The 14079-nt window shown below is 61.4% G+C and carries 15 protein-coding genes and 1 pseudogene; 15 read left to right on the plus strand and 1 reads right to left on the minus strand.

Features of this window, described 5'->3' with window-relative positions; all coding sequences use genetic code 11:
* The 13 genes from IYW40_RS01355 to IYW40_RS01415 all read left to right on the plus strand — a co-directional run.
* The coding region (locus IYW40_RS01355; protein ID WP_196399120.1) for a TonB-dependent receptor at window positions 1-1175 on the plus strand (1175 nt) is incomplete at its 5' end.
* 501 nt (window positions 1176-1676) lie between these two features.
* Window positions 1677-2615: a P-type conjugative transfer ATPase TrbB gene (gene trbB / locus IYW40_RS01360; RefSeq protein WP_196399171.1), complete on the plus strand. Its 939-nt coding sequence runs from the start codon at window positions 1677-1679 to the stop codon at window positions 2613-2615.
* Entirely contained in the window at window positions 2608-2943 is a 336-nt protein-coding gene (locus IYW40_RS01365) for a TrbC/VirB2 family protein (RefSeq protein ID WP_196399121.1), read from the plus strand. The genes trbB and IYW40_RS01365 overlap by 8 nt, the downstream gene beginning before the upstream one ends.
* Window positions 2943-3224: a VirB3 family type IV secretion system protein gene (locus tag IYW40_RS01370; protein WP_196399122.1), complete on the plus strand. Its 282-nt coding sequence runs from the start codon at window positions 2943-2945 to the stop codon at window positions 3222-3224. Before IYW40_RS01365 ends, IYW40_RS01370 begins: the two co-directional genes overlap by 1 nt.
* Before the next feature lie 12 nt (window positions 3225-3236).
* The gene (gene trbE, locus IYW40_RS01375; protein ID WP_196399123.1) at window positions 3237-5672 is read left to right on the plus strand and encodes a conjugal transfer protein TrbE; all 2436 of its coding nucleotides are present in this window, start codon (window positions 3237-3239) and stop codon (window positions 5670-5672) included.
* Window positions 5669-6400: a P-type conjugative transfer protein TrbJ gene (trbJ, locus tag IYW40_RS01380; RefSeq protein ID WP_196399124.1), complete on the plus strand. Its 732-nt coding sequence runs from the start codon at window positions 5669-5671 to the stop codon at window positions 6398-6400. Before trbE ends, trbJ begins: the two co-directional genes overlap by 4 nt.
* Window positions 6401-6411: 11 nt before the next feature.
* A complete protein-coding gene (gene trbK-alt / locus IYW40_RS01385; RefSeq protein ID WP_196399125.1) occupies window positions 6412-6792 on the plus strand; it encodes a putative entry exclusion protein TrbK-alt in 381 nt (126 codons plus the stop codon).
* A gap of 4 nt (window positions 6793-6796) precedes the next feature.
* Window positions 6797-8050 (plus strand): P-type conjugative transfer protein TrbL, encoded by a 1254-nt coding sequence (trbL, locus tag IYW40_RS01390; protein WP_196399126.1) that lies wholly within the window; start codon window positions 6797-6799, stop codon window positions 8048-8050.
* A complete protein-coding gene (gene trbF, locus IYW40_RS01395) occupies window positions 8051-8731 on the plus strand; it encodes a conjugal transfer protein TrbF (RefSeq protein ID WP_196399127.1) in 681 nt (226 codons plus the stop codon).
* The gene (gene trbG / locus IYW40_RS01400; protein ID WP_196399128.1) at window positions 8731-9723 is read left to right on the plus strand and encodes a P-type conjugative transfer protein TrbG; all 993 of its coding nucleotides are present in this window, start codon (window positions 8731-8733) and stop codon (window positions 9721-9723) included. Before trbF ends, trbG begins: the two co-directional genes overlap by 1 nt.
* The gene (locus IYW40_RS01405; protein ID WP_196399129.1) at window positions 9720-10934 is read left to right on the plus strand and encodes a TrbI/VirB10 family protein; all 1215 of its coding nucleotides are present in this window, start codon (window positions 9720-9722) and stop codon (window positions 10932-10934) included. Before trbG ends, IYW40_RS01405 begins: the two co-directional genes overlap by 4 nt.
* Window positions 10931-11182, plus strand: coding sequence for a DUF2274 domain-containing protein (locus IYW40_RS01410; RefSeq protein WP_196399130.1), 252 nt, complete (start codon window positions 10931-10933; stop codon window positions 11180-11182). The genes IYW40_RS01405 and IYW40_RS01410 overlap by 4 nt, the downstream gene beginning before the upstream one ends.
* A gap of 295 nt (window positions 11183-11477) precedes the next feature.
* Window positions 11478-11813: a hypothetical protein gene (locus IYW40_RS01415; protein ID WP_196399131.1), complete on the plus strand. Its 336-nt coding sequence runs from the start codon at window positions 11478-11480 to the stop codon at window positions 11811-11813.
* Between the two features lie 222 nt (window positions 11814-12035).
* Here the strand turns inward: IYW40_RS01415 and IYW40_RS01420 are convergent, their stop codons facing one another.
* The gene (locus tag IYW40_RS01420; RefSeq protein ID WP_196399132.1) at window positions 12036-12518 is read right to left on the minus strand and encodes an ABC transporter permease; all 483 of its coding nucleotides are present in this window, start codon (window positions 12516-12518) and stop codon (window positions 12036-12038) included.
* 454 nt (window positions 12519-12972) lie between these two features.
* Between IYW40_RS01420 and IYW40_RS01425 the strand changes: the two genes are divergently transcribed.
* Entirely contained in the window at window positions 12973-13479 is a 507-nt protein-coding gene (locus tag IYW40_RS01425) for a helix-turn-helix transcriptional regulator (RefSeq protein WP_196399133.1), read from the plus strand.
* Between the two features lie 317 nt (window positions 13480-13796).
* Window positions 13797-13976, plus strand: a pseudogene (locus IYW40_RS21540) (IS110 family transposase); the annotation flags it as partial.
* Window positions 13977-14079 lie beyond the last annotated feature (103 nt).

A 14079-nucleotide genomic window follows, 5' to 3' on the forward strand; every position in this document is an offset into this window, starting at 1 on the left:
CGGTCGGCGAAGGCAGCATCGGCGTCTGGAGCGACACGGCCGTGCGCTGGACGCCCTGGCTGAAGACTGTCGCGGGGGCGCGGTTCGACTATTACAACGCCGCCGTAAGCTCCCGCCAGACGCTATTGGACGCGCCCAAACTCGCGGCGAGCACCGGCCTGCCGGCGTTCCTTCTCACGGGACCGTTCAATCAGGGCGTCAAGAATGCGTCGCTGTTCAGCCCGAAGCTCTCGATCATCGTCGGCCCCTTCTACAAGACGGAATTCTACGCCAATTACGGCGAAGGCTTCCATTCGACCGACGCGCGGGGCGCGGTGCTGCGAGTCTCCACAGCCGAACTTGCCGACAATGACGGCTTCGTTCAGGCCGCTTCGATTCCGCTGCTGGTGAAATCACGCGGCGCCGAGATCGGCGCCCGCACCAAATTCATCGAAGGGCTCGATTCCAGCATCAGCCTGTTCTGGCTCAATCTCGAATCGGAAAACCAGTTCGTCGGCGACAGCGGCACGACCATCTTCGGTCGCCCCAGTCGCAGATATGGCATTGAACTCGCCAACAAATATGCCCCGAATTCCTGGATCAGATTTGACGGCGACGTGGCGCTCGTGCAGGCGCGCTACCGCGGCGTCGACGTTGCGCAGACCTTGGCGTGGCTCGATTTGATGACGCCTGACGCCTTGCCTTATGGGACATTCCTGGGCAATGCGCCCGGCAATTATCTGTCGAACGCCATCGCGGTGACGGCGTTGGGCGGATTGGAGCTCGGCGAGACGACCGGATGGTTCGGCGCGCTGAAGTATCGCTACTTCGGGGCCAGGGCGCTCACCGAGGACGGCTATTTCAATTCCCCGGCCACCGGAACATTGAACGCGCGACTGGGCTATCGATGGGCGGATGGCTGGCGATTGCAGATCGACGCCTTCAACGTTTTCAACTCTCGCTCCGACCAGATCACATTTGCATATGGCTCGCTCCTGCCGAGCGACCCTCTTTACGCGCAATGCGTCGCAGGCGTCGCTCCCGCCCAGGTTTGCGGCGTCGGCGTCATGGACCGCCATCTCAAGCCGCTCGAGCCCGCAGCCGTGCGCGTGACATTGGCTGGGCCGCTCAATTTCGACGCTTCGCTCGTCGGTGCGTTTGATCGCGCGGGACTTTTCTCGCAGCTGCCGAACTGACTGCCGCCGTCGGCTCAAGGAATATGAGTGTCAATGGCCGCTTTGGGTCTTGGTTATTCAAAAAACTCAGCGGAGATCGCACGGCGGGAAAAGGTCATGAATTTTCGAGGCCTCACAGGATCACAGTGAGGAAAATCGCAAAAGATGAGACTTAGAGCGGCAATTTTCGGCTGAATTTAATTTGGCCATCGCGTTTTCACGCTGCCAGTGTCACAGCAGAAGATCGAATTTCACCGGCGCCTACCTCGCTTGAGATGAAGCGTATGAACTCGGCATCGTTCGTACAAACAGGGATCCCGTGAACCGCAATCTCGATCATTCCCTTCCCCGGTTTTTGCACGCTAGAGCCCTACGCTCCCAACAGGCTTCTTGCATCCAGTCGGCATCGGCCTTTCTTAATCGACCCCGGATTCGAACCGCCAGCGCGCCATTCGACGAGCACCGGGGACGCAATTGCCAACTCAGTCCGACAATGCGCAAGCGCTATCACGCAGCGCGCGGATGCTGCGCACGGCGCTGGGCGTGGAGATCGCGGCATGGCTCGATGATCAAGGCGTCGTCGAAATCATGCTCAATCCAGACGGCCGGCTCTGGCTCGATCGCCTGACGACGGGGCTTGAGGATACGGGCGCACGGCTTTCGTCGGAGGATGGCGAACGGATCGTTCGGGTTGTCGCGCACCATGTCGGCGCCGAGGTTCATCCCGGCGCACCGCGCGTTTCGGCGGAGCTGCCCGAGACAGGCGAGCGCTTCGAGGGTCTGCTGCCGCCCGTCGTCGCGGCGCCGGCCTTCGCCATCCGCAAGCCGGCGGTCGCGGTTTTCACGCTCGATGACTATGTCGCCGCCGGCGTCATGGGGCCGCAGCAGGCGTCTATCCTGCACGCCGCCGTCGCTGAGCGAAGCAATATCCTCGTCGCCGGCGGCACGTCGACCGGAAAGACGACGCTCGCCAATGCATTGCTGGCGGAAGTCGCCAAATCGAATGATCGCGTCGTTCTGATCGAAGACACGCGCGAACTGCAATGCGCCGCGCCGAATCTTGTTTCGCTGCGCACCAAGGACGGCGTTGCGTCCCTCTCCGACCTTGTGCGTTCCTCTCTTCGCCTGCGCCCTGACCGCATTCCGATTGGCGAAGTGCGGGGGAGCGAAGCGCTGGATTTGCTCAAAGCCTGGGGCACCGGCCATCCAGGCGGCGTCGGCACCATTCACGCAGGATCAGCACTCGGCGCATTGCGCCGGCTCGAACAGCTCATCCAGGAAGCCGTCGTCACCGTCCCTCGCGCGCTCATCGCCGAGACCATCCAGATCATCGCCGTGCTCGCCGGTCGCGGTTCCGAGCGCAGGCTGATCGAGCTCGCCGCCGTCACAGGCCTGAATGAGCACGGCGACTACGCGCTCGTTGATCTTACCCGCATCAGCTTCGGAGACGACGATGAATAGGTTTCATATTGGCAAGACGTTTCGTGCGTGCTTCGGCGCCGCCCCTTTCACGTTTGGCGCCGCCATTCTTTCGACGCCGGCCTTCGCCGCTGGCTCCAACATGCCCTGGGAGCAGCCGCTCCAGCAGATCCTGCAATCGATCGAAGGCCCGGTCGCCAAGATCATTGCGGTGATCATCATCATCACGACCGGCCTGACCCTCGCCTTTGGCGACACTTCAGGTGGGTTCCGACGCCTCGTGCAAATCGTCTTCGGCCTGTCCATCGCTTTTGCCGCATCGAGCTTCTTTCTCTCCTTCTTCTCCTTCGGCGGCGGAGTGCTGATCTGATGGAAACAATTTCGTCCCCCGACGCGTCGGTCCCGGGCTTCCGTGTGTCCGTTCGCCGATCCTTGACCGAGCCGATCTTTCTTGGCGGCGCACCGCGTTCGATCGCAATTTTGAATGGAACGCTCGCCGCGGCGCTTGGACTCGGCTTGCGGCTCTGGATCGCTGGCCTCGTCTTCTGGATCGTCGCGCAGGCCGCCGCCGTTTGGGCGGGCAAGCGCGATCCTGACTTCGTGGAAGTCGTGCGCCGTCACCTGCGCTATCCGGCGCATTTTGGCGCTTGAGGGAAGGCCTTCATGCTCAACCTCGCCGAATATCGCAAGAAGCCACAATGCCTTGCCGATTTCCTGCCATGGGCGGCGCTGGTCGCGCCCGGCGTCGTTCTGAACAAGGACGGCTCCTTTCAAAGGACGGCGCGATTTCGCGGTCCGGATTTGGAGAGCGCAACGCCAGCGGAACTTGTCGGCGTCACGGCGCGGCTCAACAATGCGCTGCGGCGCCTCGGCTCTGGCTGGGCAATCTTCCTCGAGGCGCAGCGCAATCCGGCGCAGGATTATCCAGCGAATTTCTTTCCAGATCCCGTTTCGGCGCTGGTTGACGAAGAACGTCGGGCGCAGTTCGAGGAAGAAGGCGCGCATTTCGATAGCGGCTATTTTCTCACCCTCGTCTATCTGCCCCCGGAAGATGATGCGGCGAGCGCCGAGAGCTGGCTCTATGAAGGCCGCTCGTCAGAACGGGACGCAAAAAGCGACCTCTCCTCATTCATCGATCGTAGCAATCGGCTGCTACAGCTGATCGAAGGCTTCGCGCCGGAAGCCGAGTGGCTTGGCGACGCCGAAACCCTGTCGTTCCTTCATTCCTGCGTCTCGACCAAGCGCCATCGGGTGCGCGTCCCCGAGACGCCGATGCATCTCGACGCCATCCTCGTCGACGAGCCCTTAACCGGCGGGCTCGGGCCGCGTTTGGGGAATGCCCATCTGCGCACCCTGACGATCCTCGGCTTTCCGTCATCGACCCATCCCGGGATTCTCGACGAACTTAATCGTCTCGCCTTTTCCTATCGCTGGTCGACGCGGGCGATCTCGCTCGACAAGGTAGACGCGAGCAAGGTTCTCACCCGCATTCGCCGCCAGTGGTTCGCCAAGCGCAAGTCGATCTTCGCCATCCTCAAGGAGGTCATGACCAATGAGGCGGCGATGCTCGTCGACACCGACGCGCATAACAAGGCGCTCGAAGCCGACGCCGCCTTGCAGGACCTCGGCTCCGATCTTATTGGCGAAGCCTATGTGACGGCGACGCTCACTGTCTGGGACGAAGATCTACGTCTCGCCGACGAGAAGCTGCGGCTTGCCGAAAAGATCATCCAGGGCCGCGACTTCAGCTGCATGATCGAGACGGTCAACGCCATTGAGGCATGGCTAGGGTCCCTGCCTGGACACGTCTACGCCAATGTCCGCCAGCCGCCGGTCTCGACCATCAATCTCGCCCATATGATCCCGCTCTCGGCAGTCTGGGCGGGACCACTGACCGATGCCCACCTCAACGCTCCGCCGTTGCTCTTTGCCAAGACCGAAGGCTCGACGCCATTCCGCTTCTCGCTTCATGTCGGCGATGTCGGCCATACGCTGATTGTCGGACCGACCGGCGCCGGCAAGAGCGTGCTCCTGGCGCTGATGGCGCTGCAGTTTCGTCGCTACGAGCGGTCGCGCATCTTTATCTTCGACTTCGGCGGCTCGGCCCGCGCCGCGACGCTGGCGATCGGCGGAAGCTGGCGCGATCTCGGCGGGGCTCTGTCGGAAGACGCCTTTGAGCCGGTCTCGCTGCAGCCGCTCGCCAATATTATCGATACTGCGGAGCGAGGCTGGGTCGCGGAATGGATCGCTGCGATCCTCGCTCGCGAAAATGTGACTGTTACCCCGGAGGTGAAAGACCATATCTGGTCTTCGCTCTCGTCTCTCGCTTCGGCGCCGGTTCACGAAAGGACCCTCACTGGCCTCTTGGTCCTTCTGCAATCCAATCCCCTAAAACGCGCACTCAAACCCTATTGCCTCGGCGGACCGCATGGGCGTCTCCTCGACGCCGAAACGGAAGATCTAAGCGACGCCGAGGTCCAATGTTTCGAGACGGAAGGGCTTATCGGCTCCGCCGCGGCGCCCGCCGTTCTCTCCTATCTCTTCCACCGCATCGAAGCGGCGCTCGACGCCTCTCCCACTCTACTCCTCATCGACGAAGGCTGGCTGGCGCTCGACGATCCGGACTTCGCCGCGCAACTGCGCGAATGGCTGAAAACGCTGCGTAAGAAAAACGCCTCCGTCGTCTTCGCCACGCAGTCGCTCGCCGATATCGAAACGAGCCCGATCGCACCGGCGATCATCGAGAGCTGTCCAACGCGGATCTTTCTTCCCAATGAACGGGCGATCGAACCGCAGATCTTAGCGATCTATCGCCGCTTCGGCCTCAATGACCGGCAGATCGAGATCATCGCGCGGGCGACGCCCAAGCGCGACTACTACTGCCAGTCGCGCCGCGGTAACCGCCTCTTCGAACTCGGACTTGGTCCCCTAGCACTCGCACTCTGTGCCGCGTCCTCAAAAAACGACCAGCGGGCGATTTCTCAACTTGTCGCTGAACATGGGCGCGAGGGGTTTGCCCGCGCCTGGCTCAACGATCGCGGCCTTCGCTGGGCCGCAGACCTTCTCCCCAATCCCGACTCTCTGGAGGCCTCGCCATGAACAGAAAGCGCTCCCTCGCAGCGGCGACGGCTGTCGCCATCCTTATCTCTCTAAATAGTCCCTCATCGGCGCAATTGGCGGTGTTCGATCCCACCAATTATGCGCAAAACGTCATGACAGCGGCGAATACGCTGCGGCAGATCAACAATCAGATCGCGAGCCTCCAGAACGAGGCGCAGATGCTGATCAATGAGGGCAAGAATCTCGCAAACCTCCCCTACTCCTCGCTGCAAAACCTCCAACAATCGATCGGCGAGACCCAGCGCCTGCTGAATGAAGCGCGGCGCATCGCCTATGACGTGCGCCAGATCGATCAGGCTTTCTCGACCCATTATGGGCCGGCGAACGTCTCGACAAGCTCCGCTTCGCTGATCGATGGCGCCAGGCAGCGCTGGCAGAATTCTCTCGCGGCGCTGCAAGACGCGATGCGCGTTCAGGCCGGCATCGTTCAATCGATCGGCACCGCCAAATCCGAAGCCGGGACGCTGCTCTCATCAAGCCAGTCGGCCGTCGGCGCGCTGCAGGCCTCGCAAGCCGGCAACCAGCTGCTCGCCCTGCAAAGCAAGCAACTCGCCGATGTGACGGCATTGCTCGCCTCGCAGGGACGCGCGCAGTCGTTCGAACTCGCGCGTCAAGCCGAGGCGCAGGAACAGGCGCGCGAACAGATGCGCCGCTTCATAGCTCCTGGCCGAGCCTATCAGCCCGGCGATGTCGCCATGTTCCATTGATGGGGGCGACAATGAAGATCGAACACTGGCTCATCCCCGAAAATTTAGGACTTATCGCCGTCGGCATTGTCATTGGCGCCGTCTCGCTGATTGGCGTTGAAGCCGCCTGCGACGCCGATGTCGCTGCAAGATTGCGCGCGTCCAAAAACTTCGAGCTGATCGCGCCCTCGAAGGCTTCGCCGATCGATAGCGAAACGCTGCGCTGCGCGACGCTTCCCATTGAACAGGCCGACGATCCCAAATGCCAAGCGCTCTGGGCGGCGCAGCGCCGAAAGTTTTTGGCGCCGAAGAAGCAGGACGACGATTCGGGCGCTGCGCCGAAGATGTTTCCCTCAGTCCCGCGCGCGCTCGAAAAGCCGGCAGAGAAATCCGCGCCCGCCCAAAGCGAGTAAGCCGATGGGTGGAACTGGCGTCATCGATCGCTTCCTCGAGGTCTTCACCCGCTACATCGATAGCGGCTTTGGCCTCCTTGGCGGCGAAGCCTCTTTCCTGGCTTCGACCCTTGTCGTCATCGACGTGACGCTTGCCGCGCTCTTTTGGAGCTGGGGCCCTGACGAGGACATCATCGCTCGCCTCGTCAAGAAAACCATTTTCGTCGGCGTCTTCGCGTTTCTGATTGGCAATTGGAATAATCTCGCCAGGATCGTCTTCGAGAGCTTTTCAGGCCTTGGCCTCAAAGCCGCCGGCAGCAGTCTTTCGTCAGCGGATTTCCTGCGGCCCGGGCGCATCGCCCAGGTCGGGATCGACGCCGGTCGCCCGATCCTGGAATCGATCTCATCGCTCCTCGGCTACGTCTCTTTCTTCGAAAATTTCGTCCAGATCGTCGTGCTGATGTTCGCCTGGACGGTTGTCCTCTTGAGCTTCTTCATTCTCGCCATTCAGCTCTTTGTAACGCTGATCGAATTCAAGCTCACGACGCTCGCCGGCTTCATCCTCATTCCCTTCGGTCTCTTCGGCAAGACCGCCTTTCTCGCTGAACGCGTTCTCGGCAATGTCGTCTCCTCAGGCGTCAAGGTGCTTGTTCTCGCCGTCATTGTCGGCGTCGGCTCGACGCTCTTCTCACAGTTCACGCAAACCGCACAGGGCACTCAACCAACCGTCGACGACGCCATGGCGCTCGTCCTCGCGGCGCTGTCGCTTCTGGGCCTCGGAATCTTCGGCCCCGGCGTCGCCAATGGCATCGTCTCGGGAGGGCCGCAGCTTGGCGCGGGCGCCGTCGTCGGAACGGGCCTCACGGTTGGCGGCGCTGTTCTCGCCGGAGCCGGCGCGGCGCGGATGGCCGGCGGCGCTGTAATGGGGTCGGCCGGAAAGAGCGATACGCAGGCCGCCGCCATGCTGCCGCCGTCACGCGGTCCCGACGCGCCTGGCGGCGGTCCTTCGGGCGGGACGTCGCCGCGCCCAGGTGGAGCGCCGGGAGGAGGAACAACGGCCGCTGTTGAATCCTCCGCCGCGCAATTCTCTGGCGCTGCTCCGTTCGGCGGTTCGGCAATCCCAAATTCCGCCGCTGCACCGGCCGGCGAACCCGATTGGGCGAAGCGCATCAAACGCAGCCAGTCCGTCGCTCACGGCGTCTCGCTCGCCGCCCATTCCATTCGCGCCGGTGACGCCCGTGGCGCCGGAACATCCATCAATCTTTCTGAAGGCCGTTAAATGTTCAAACGCTCTTCCGTTCGCTACGGACGCACCCCCGAACCCGTCACCCCTTACCAGAAAGCCGCGCAAGTCTGGGACGAGCGCATCGGCTCGGCGCGCGTTCAGGCGAAGAACTGGCGACTTATCGCGCTCTGTAATCTCCTTCTCGCCGGAGGACTCGCAATGGGTCTCGTTTGGCAAAACGCGCGCGGCTCTATCGTTCCCTGGGTGGTGCAAATCGACAAGCTTGGCGAAGCGCAGGCCGTCGCCCCGGCGATCGCCGATTATCAGCCAACCGATGCGCAGATCGCCTGGCATCTCGCGCGCTTCATCGAGAATGTCCGCGCCATTCCTGCCGATCCGATCATCGTTCGCCAGAGCTGGTTCAAGGCCTATGATTTTGTGACGGATAAGGGCGCGCATGCTCTCAACGACTACGCCCGCGCAAATGACCCCTTCGCCAAGGTCGGTCAAATCCAGATCGCCGTCGATGTCGCAAGCGTCATTCGCGCTTCGACCGATTCCTTCCGCATCGCCTGGACCGAGCGACGCTATGAGAACGCCAGCCTCGCTTCGACCGAACGCTGGACCGCGATTCTCACTATCGTCGTTCAACCGCCGCGTGACGCCGAGCGCCTGCGCAAAAATCCGCTCGGTCTTTTCATTCACGCCATCAACTGGTCGAAGGAGCTCGGATAATGACGCCGATCCGATCGAAGAGACTCATCGCCGCGCTTCTCGCCTCAACTGGACTTTCCGCCTGCATGAGCTTCAAGCCGCCCGAGATCGCCTATGACGATATTCCCGTCCCCGCGGTGATTGAGAGCGATCCGGAGAAGCCGGTCAAGATCGTCGAGATTCCGAAGATCCTGCCGCTGCCGGGGCAGCTTAAGCCCTTGTCGAAGTTCAAGGAGACGCCGGAAGCGCCCGATCCAAAAGTCAGGGTGGCGCAGGCGAACGCGGCGGCGCGCGTTCAACCCAGCCGCGCTGGCTATATCAACGCTGTCCAAATCTATCCCTTCGCCGAAGGCGCGCTCTATCAGGTCTATGCGTCGCCGGGAGAGATCACCGACATCGCGCTCCAGGAGGGCGAGCAGCTTGTCGGCTCTGGCCCCGTCGCCGCCGGCGACACCGTGCGCTGGATCATCGGCGATACGGAAAGCGGCGTTGGCGCATCGAGGAAGACCCACATCATGGTCAAACCGACGCGGCCTGACCTTATGACCAATCTGGTGATCAACACGGATCGGCGCACCTATCATCTGGAGCTCAGAGCAACGGAAAAGACCTATATGGCTTCCGTCTCCTGGCAATATCCGCAGGACGAGCTCATTGCGCTTCGCCGGCGCAACACTGCGGCCGAAGAAGTTACGCCGGTCGATACAGGCGTCAATCTCGGGAGCCTCAATTTCCGCTACGCGATCGAGGGAGACGCCGCGCCCTGGCGCCCGCTCCGCGCTTTCGACGACGGCCGCAAGGTCTATATCGAATTCCCGCGCGGCATCTCCCAAGGCGAAATGCCGCCGCTCTTCGTCATCGGCGCTTCCGGCGACAGCCAGCTCGTCAATTATCGCGTGCGAGGCCATCACATGGTGGTCGATCGGCTCTTTGCCGCCGCGGAGCTACGCTTTGGATCGGACGATCAAAGAGTTGTCCGCATCGTGCGCAGCGACGGGAGACCGGCCATATGAGCCCGCCGGAGCACGAAAGGAAGCTCGCCGAGGAACTGCGACTGCGGCCCGAGCGCCCGACCGTGACGCGGCTCTCGCGCAAAGTGCTCATCACGCTCGCTGGCGCCTCGTCGTCGCTCGTCCTCGGCCTGACGCTCTGGGCGTTGCATGAACGATCGCGTTCCCCTCCCCCGCCGGAACTCTACAACACCGACGCCAAGACGACTGCGGATGGGCTCGCAGCGCTTCCCCGCGACTACACGGGCCTTCCCAAAAATGTGCCGAAGCTCGGACCGCCTCTGCCTGGCGATCTTGGCCGGCCGATCCTCGCCGCGCAGGGTCGACCACCGCAATCTACAATCGATCCTGAAGAGCAGCGCATGGGTCAGGAGCGCGAAGCGGCGCGCACGGCGAAACTCTTCGCATCGACCAATACGCATGAGCGCGTCGGAACGACGCGAGAGCCAACTCAATCACTCGAGCGCGAATCTTCATCTCAACACTCGCCCTTCTCCTTCGAACCGGCGCCCATCGATCCTGGCGCGATCCAGAATATGCAGGATCGCAAGCTCGCCTTCGTCAATGCGCCGGCCGATCGTCGCACGGTGAGCCCCGATCGGCTCGAACATCCAGCTTCCCGTTACGTCCTGCAAGCAGGCGCTGTGATTCCGGCGGCGCTCGCCACCGGCATTCGCTCCGATCTCCCCGGCCAGATCGCGGCCCAAGTGACCGAAAACGTCTTTGACAGCCCCACGGGAGAATTCCTGCTGATCCCGCAGGGCTCGAAACTGATCGGCGTCTACGACTCGCAAATCGCCTTCGGCCAGTCTCGCGTGCTGCTCGTCTGGAACAGACTCATTCTGCCCGATGGCCGTTCGATCGTTCTTGAGCGCCAGCCCGGCGTCGACGCGTCCGGCTATTCCGGGCTCGAAGACGGGGTCGATCATCATTGGCTGCGGCTCGCCGGCGCTGCCGCGCTCTCGACCATTTTGGGTGTTGGAACTCAGCTTGGGACAACAGGCGACGAAAGCGCGCTCCTGCAAGCGCTGCGTCGTGGCGGCGCGCAAAGCCTCAACCAAACCGGCCAACAAATCGTCGGCCGCAATCTCAATATCCAGCCGACGCTCACGATCCGTCCGGGGTTTCCCGTGCGGGTGATCGTCACGCGCGACCTGGTGCTCGCGCCTTATCAAGAGCGCGCAACAATCGCCTCAAAGCGAGTTGATCCATGACTAAGTTGAAACTCGCCTCAATCGATGACGACAAGCCCGTAAAACTCACTGTCTCCCTGCCACCCGCGCTTCATCGCAACTTGGTCGCATATGCGGAGATTCTCGCTAGGGAAACGGGAAAGCCTGTCGAGGCAAACCAACTCATTGCGCCAATGCTGGCGAGATTCATCGCGAGCGATCGAGGTTTTGCGAAATTGCGTGACGCTGCCAAAAAGCCAGTTGCGTCGTCGCTTTTGAAACTTCAATAAGCTTTTGTTCGTCATCCGCCTAAGCAGGAACGGTTTAGAGGAGCTGAAATTACGTTACTTCTGACGACTGATCGTTTCGCCGTCGGCGAGACAGGAACGCGAGATGGGGAACAACCGCAATTATATCAAGGTGATACTCAGCGAAGGCGCGGGTGAGAGCATGTGATAGTCAATTAGGTGAGCGGCGAGCGGGGTGGGTTGTGAGGCGCCCCAAGGAAGCTGCCGAGTCACCATCGCCATAACCGGCCGGGCCATGCAAACATGAACACAGGCGATTCGAAATCGGGGCGCAAAAATGAATGCCAATCGATCGAGTGAACCACGTTTCAACATCGTCATCTGGAAGGGCGCGAAGCAACTCGGAACGTTACGAGATCGCGACGCCAGCCGGGCGCGCAGCAATTTCGGCGGCGTTGTGGCGCGCTATAAAAATTCCACCGACAATTACCGGGTCCAACTTTACGACGGAGCGGACCTGATCGAGGCCTGGTCGAGCGAGGACGGACACAAGGCTCCCATCGCAGAGACGCCTGTCCCCGCCGGCGGAAAAATTCATCGCGAGGGCGAGTGCGTGGGGCGAGTCATTTCGGTCCCCTGTCAGCTTGTGCCATCACGTTCGGCGAAAGCGTGAGCTAGCGTGAGAAAGTCAGGCCACGGATTTTCTAAAGAACAGCGCTGAGCTGAAGCCGTTCGACATCAAGGTGTTGAACAGCGCGAAATGATTTCAAACGTTGGCGACGATTCGCATTGCATGCCCGGCAAGTTCAACCGGCCGGACTCGTCGCCCACGCAAAAAGAACGCCCCGCCGTTACGTCCACGGTCGGGGGCGTTTCTTCGGCGGGATGCTCTAATTTACTCCGCCGCGATGCTCAATTTGACAGGAAGCTGAGTGCGGATCGCGTCCACGATTTTTTGCATGGCAACCTCGGCATCGTCCGCGCGGCGCGTCGATGCGGCCAATTCTGCCGTCTTGGTGGCAAGTTCCGATCGCAGGATCTCGAGATCTTTGTCCGACTGCTCGGCGGCGGCCATCATTTGCTCGACCTGAGCCTCAGCCAAGCGCAACATCTCTTCGGCGCGCTCGGCGCGCGTCTCGGCGTGCTCCAACTCTTCTTTCACCGCATTGGCGACATTGCGCGCACGAGTTATCGCTTGAGCGGACTCCCATTCAAACTCTCTGATCGCCGCCGCCGCTTCCGACACAAGGCCCAGTGCGGCCGTGGCGCCATCGCCAACCTGGGCGGGCGGATGCGTCGACTCAGGGGACGACGTGGTTGAATCTCCACTCCTCGGGATGATTTCGTCCGTTACCAACTCAAGATCGAGCGAGTCCATTGACGCCTCCAGCCGTTGCACGAGGCCGCTTGGTTGCGCACCTTTCATACTCGTCGCATTCTGGCGAAGAATCTGGCCAAATATCGGCCTAAACAACGGAAGAGGCTGAGAAATGCGGCGCGATAAGTAAGAAACGCCCCGGTCGTACATCCGGGCTCGGGGCGTTCGTGCGACGGCGGATGGTGCTTAGAGCCGCCTACTGTTGCGAGCGTGCTCAAGCAATTCGGCGATAGGAAGGCCGCGATAGCTGGCTCAGAGTTGTCGCCGCAAATCCTCGGACATTAGCCGTTCGGCGAGGTCGAGGTGGCCGGCGTGATCTTCTCCAATGACGACGAGCCCTGCGTGAAGTTGAGGAAAGTTGAAAAGCCTGGGAACGGAAGCGAGCCGTGGGCGGGTGGCGTCGCGACGGTGATGGGGCAAAGGCTTGGGGTTAGATTGAGGAGAGACAGGATCAATGACCCCCACACAATCTCGCACCGCTCGCAGCCTTTTAGGAATCACGCAAGAAGAATTGGCCGAAATGGCGGGCTTGCGCATGTCGATGATTGAAGATTTTGAGGGTGAGCGTCGAAAGCTTTCCGCTGGAGCGGTGGCGTCTATCCAAGTCGCTCTCGAAGCCGCCGGGGTAATTTTCATTGGTGGGCCTGGGGCTGAAACAGGACGCAGGCAAATGACGCGGATTATTGAACACCGCAGCGCTCTGCCGAACGGCCCCGTGGTGGAGGTCCATGTTCGCCGAGATGCGACTGCCGATCCCGCCGTGTTCGCCTACGTCAACGTCAATGTGTTTGGCCAGAACCCAGATCCCACCGCCTTCCCTGAGCGCCTGCCTCCCACCGACGCCTTCCTCCAAGCGCTCGCATATGCCGAACGCGCCGGTATCACGGTTGTGTGGGTTGATGATCCAGGCGGTCATTACCCTCCGGAAAAGCGCCCCGTCCGGGATGTAAGCCAACCATAGTCAGCTTTGCGTCGGCGTCGAGTTCATCGAAGAGAACGGCGATAAGCGGGGCGTGCGGCTGAGGAAGGGGCGCGGGAAACGATGAGACCGAGCAGGTGTGGGTCGTCATCGTTAACAACGATCCTAGTAAACGATGACCTGCCCCCGAAGTTTCATCCAGCGGCGAGTTGAGTCCCTGCGGTTGATACGCCCGCGGGCGTGGGGTGAGCAACAGGCGATCGGCGGAGCTGATGATGTGGACGCCCCGCTTGCAGCCCTCGAATCTACGGAGCTGCGGCGGATATGATTGAGCGCCACGCAACAAAGGATTATCGCTCATGCAGCTCGCGACGATTGGATTGGACCTGGCGAAGAACGTCTTTCAAGTTCACGGGATAGCGTCAGAGGGCAAAGCGGTTGTTCGTCGGACTCTACGCCGCAGAGAAGTTCTGGACTTTTTCGCCAGGATCGAGCCTTGCCTAGTTGGAATGGAAGCCTGCGGCACAGCGCATTATTGGGGGTGATAGCAAATTCATATTTCTCAGTTGTCGACGCAGTGGAGCCATTAAACTCAAGTAGTTGCGTTGGTTTCGGTCGGCGAGTTTCTCGACAGCCGCCGCT

Origin of the sequence: Methylocystis sp. H4A (genome assembly GCF_015709545.1) — a bacterium.
Taxonomy (GTDB): domain Bacteria; phylum Pseudomonadota; class Alphaproteobacteria; order Rhizobiales; family Beijerinckiaceae; genus Methylocystis; species Methylocystis silviterrae.

What these genes read in the sequence shown, in the direction of transcription:
- trbF (WP_196399127.1), top strand. Translation starts at nt 8,051, where the DNA reads ATGTTCAAACGCTCTTCCGTTCGCTACGGACGCACCCCCGAACCCGTC.
- trbE (WP_196399123.1), top strand. Translation starts at nt 3,237, where the DNA reads ATGCTCAACCTCGCCGAATATCGCAAGAAGCCACAATGCCTTGCCGAT.
- IYW40_RS01415 (WP_196399131.1), top strand. Translation starts at nt 11,478, where the DNA reads ATGAATGCCAATCGATCGAGTGAACCACGTTTCAACATCGTCATCTGG.
- trbG (WP_196399128.1), top strand. Translation starts at nt 8,731, where the DNA reads ATGACGCCGATCCGATCGAAGAGACTCATCGCCGCGCTTCTCGCCTCA.
- IYW40_RS01365 (WP_196399121.1), top strand. Translation starts at nt 2,608, where the DNA reads ATGAATAGGTTTCATATTGGCAAGACGTTTCGTGCGTGCTTCGGCGCC.
- IYW40_RS01425 (WP_196399133.1), top strand. Translation starts at nt 12,973, where the DNA reads ATGACCCCCACACAATCTCGCACCGCTCGCAGCCTTTTAGGAATCACG.
- trbJ (WP_196399124.1), top strand. Translation starts at nt 5,669, where the DNA reads ATGAACAGAAAGCGCTCCCTCGCAGCGGCGACGGCTGTCGCCATCCTT.
- trbB (WP_196399171.1), top strand. Translation starts at nt 1,677, where the DNA reads ATGCTGCGCACGGCGCTGGGCGTGGAGATCGCGGCATGGCTCGATGAT.
- trbK-alt (WP_196399125.1), top strand. Translation starts at nt 6,412, where the DNA reads ATGAAGATCGAACACTGGCTCATCCCCGAAAATTTAGGACTTATCGCC.
- IYW40_RS01405 (WP_196399129.1), top strand. Translation starts at nt 9,720, where the DNA reads ATGAGCCCGCCGGAGCACGAAAGGAAGCTCGCCGAGGAACTGCGACTG.
- trbL (WP_196399126.1), top strand. Translation starts at nt 6,797, where the DNA reads ATGGGTGGAACTGGCGTCATCGATCGCTTCCTCGAGGTCTTCACCCGC.
- IYW40_RS01410 (WP_196399130.1), top strand. Translation starts at nt 10,931, where the DNA reads ATGACTAAGTTGAAACTCGCCTCAATCGATGACGACAAGCCCGTAAAA.
- IYW40_RS01370 (WP_196399122.1), top strand. Translation starts at nt 2,943, where the DNA reads ATGGAAACAATTTCGTCCCCCGACGCGTCGGTCCCGGGCTTCCGTGTG.
- IYW40_RS01420 (WP_196399132.1), bottom strand. Translation starts at nt 12,518, where the DNA reads ATGGACTCGCTCGATCTTGAGTTGGTAACGGACGAAATCATCCCGAGG.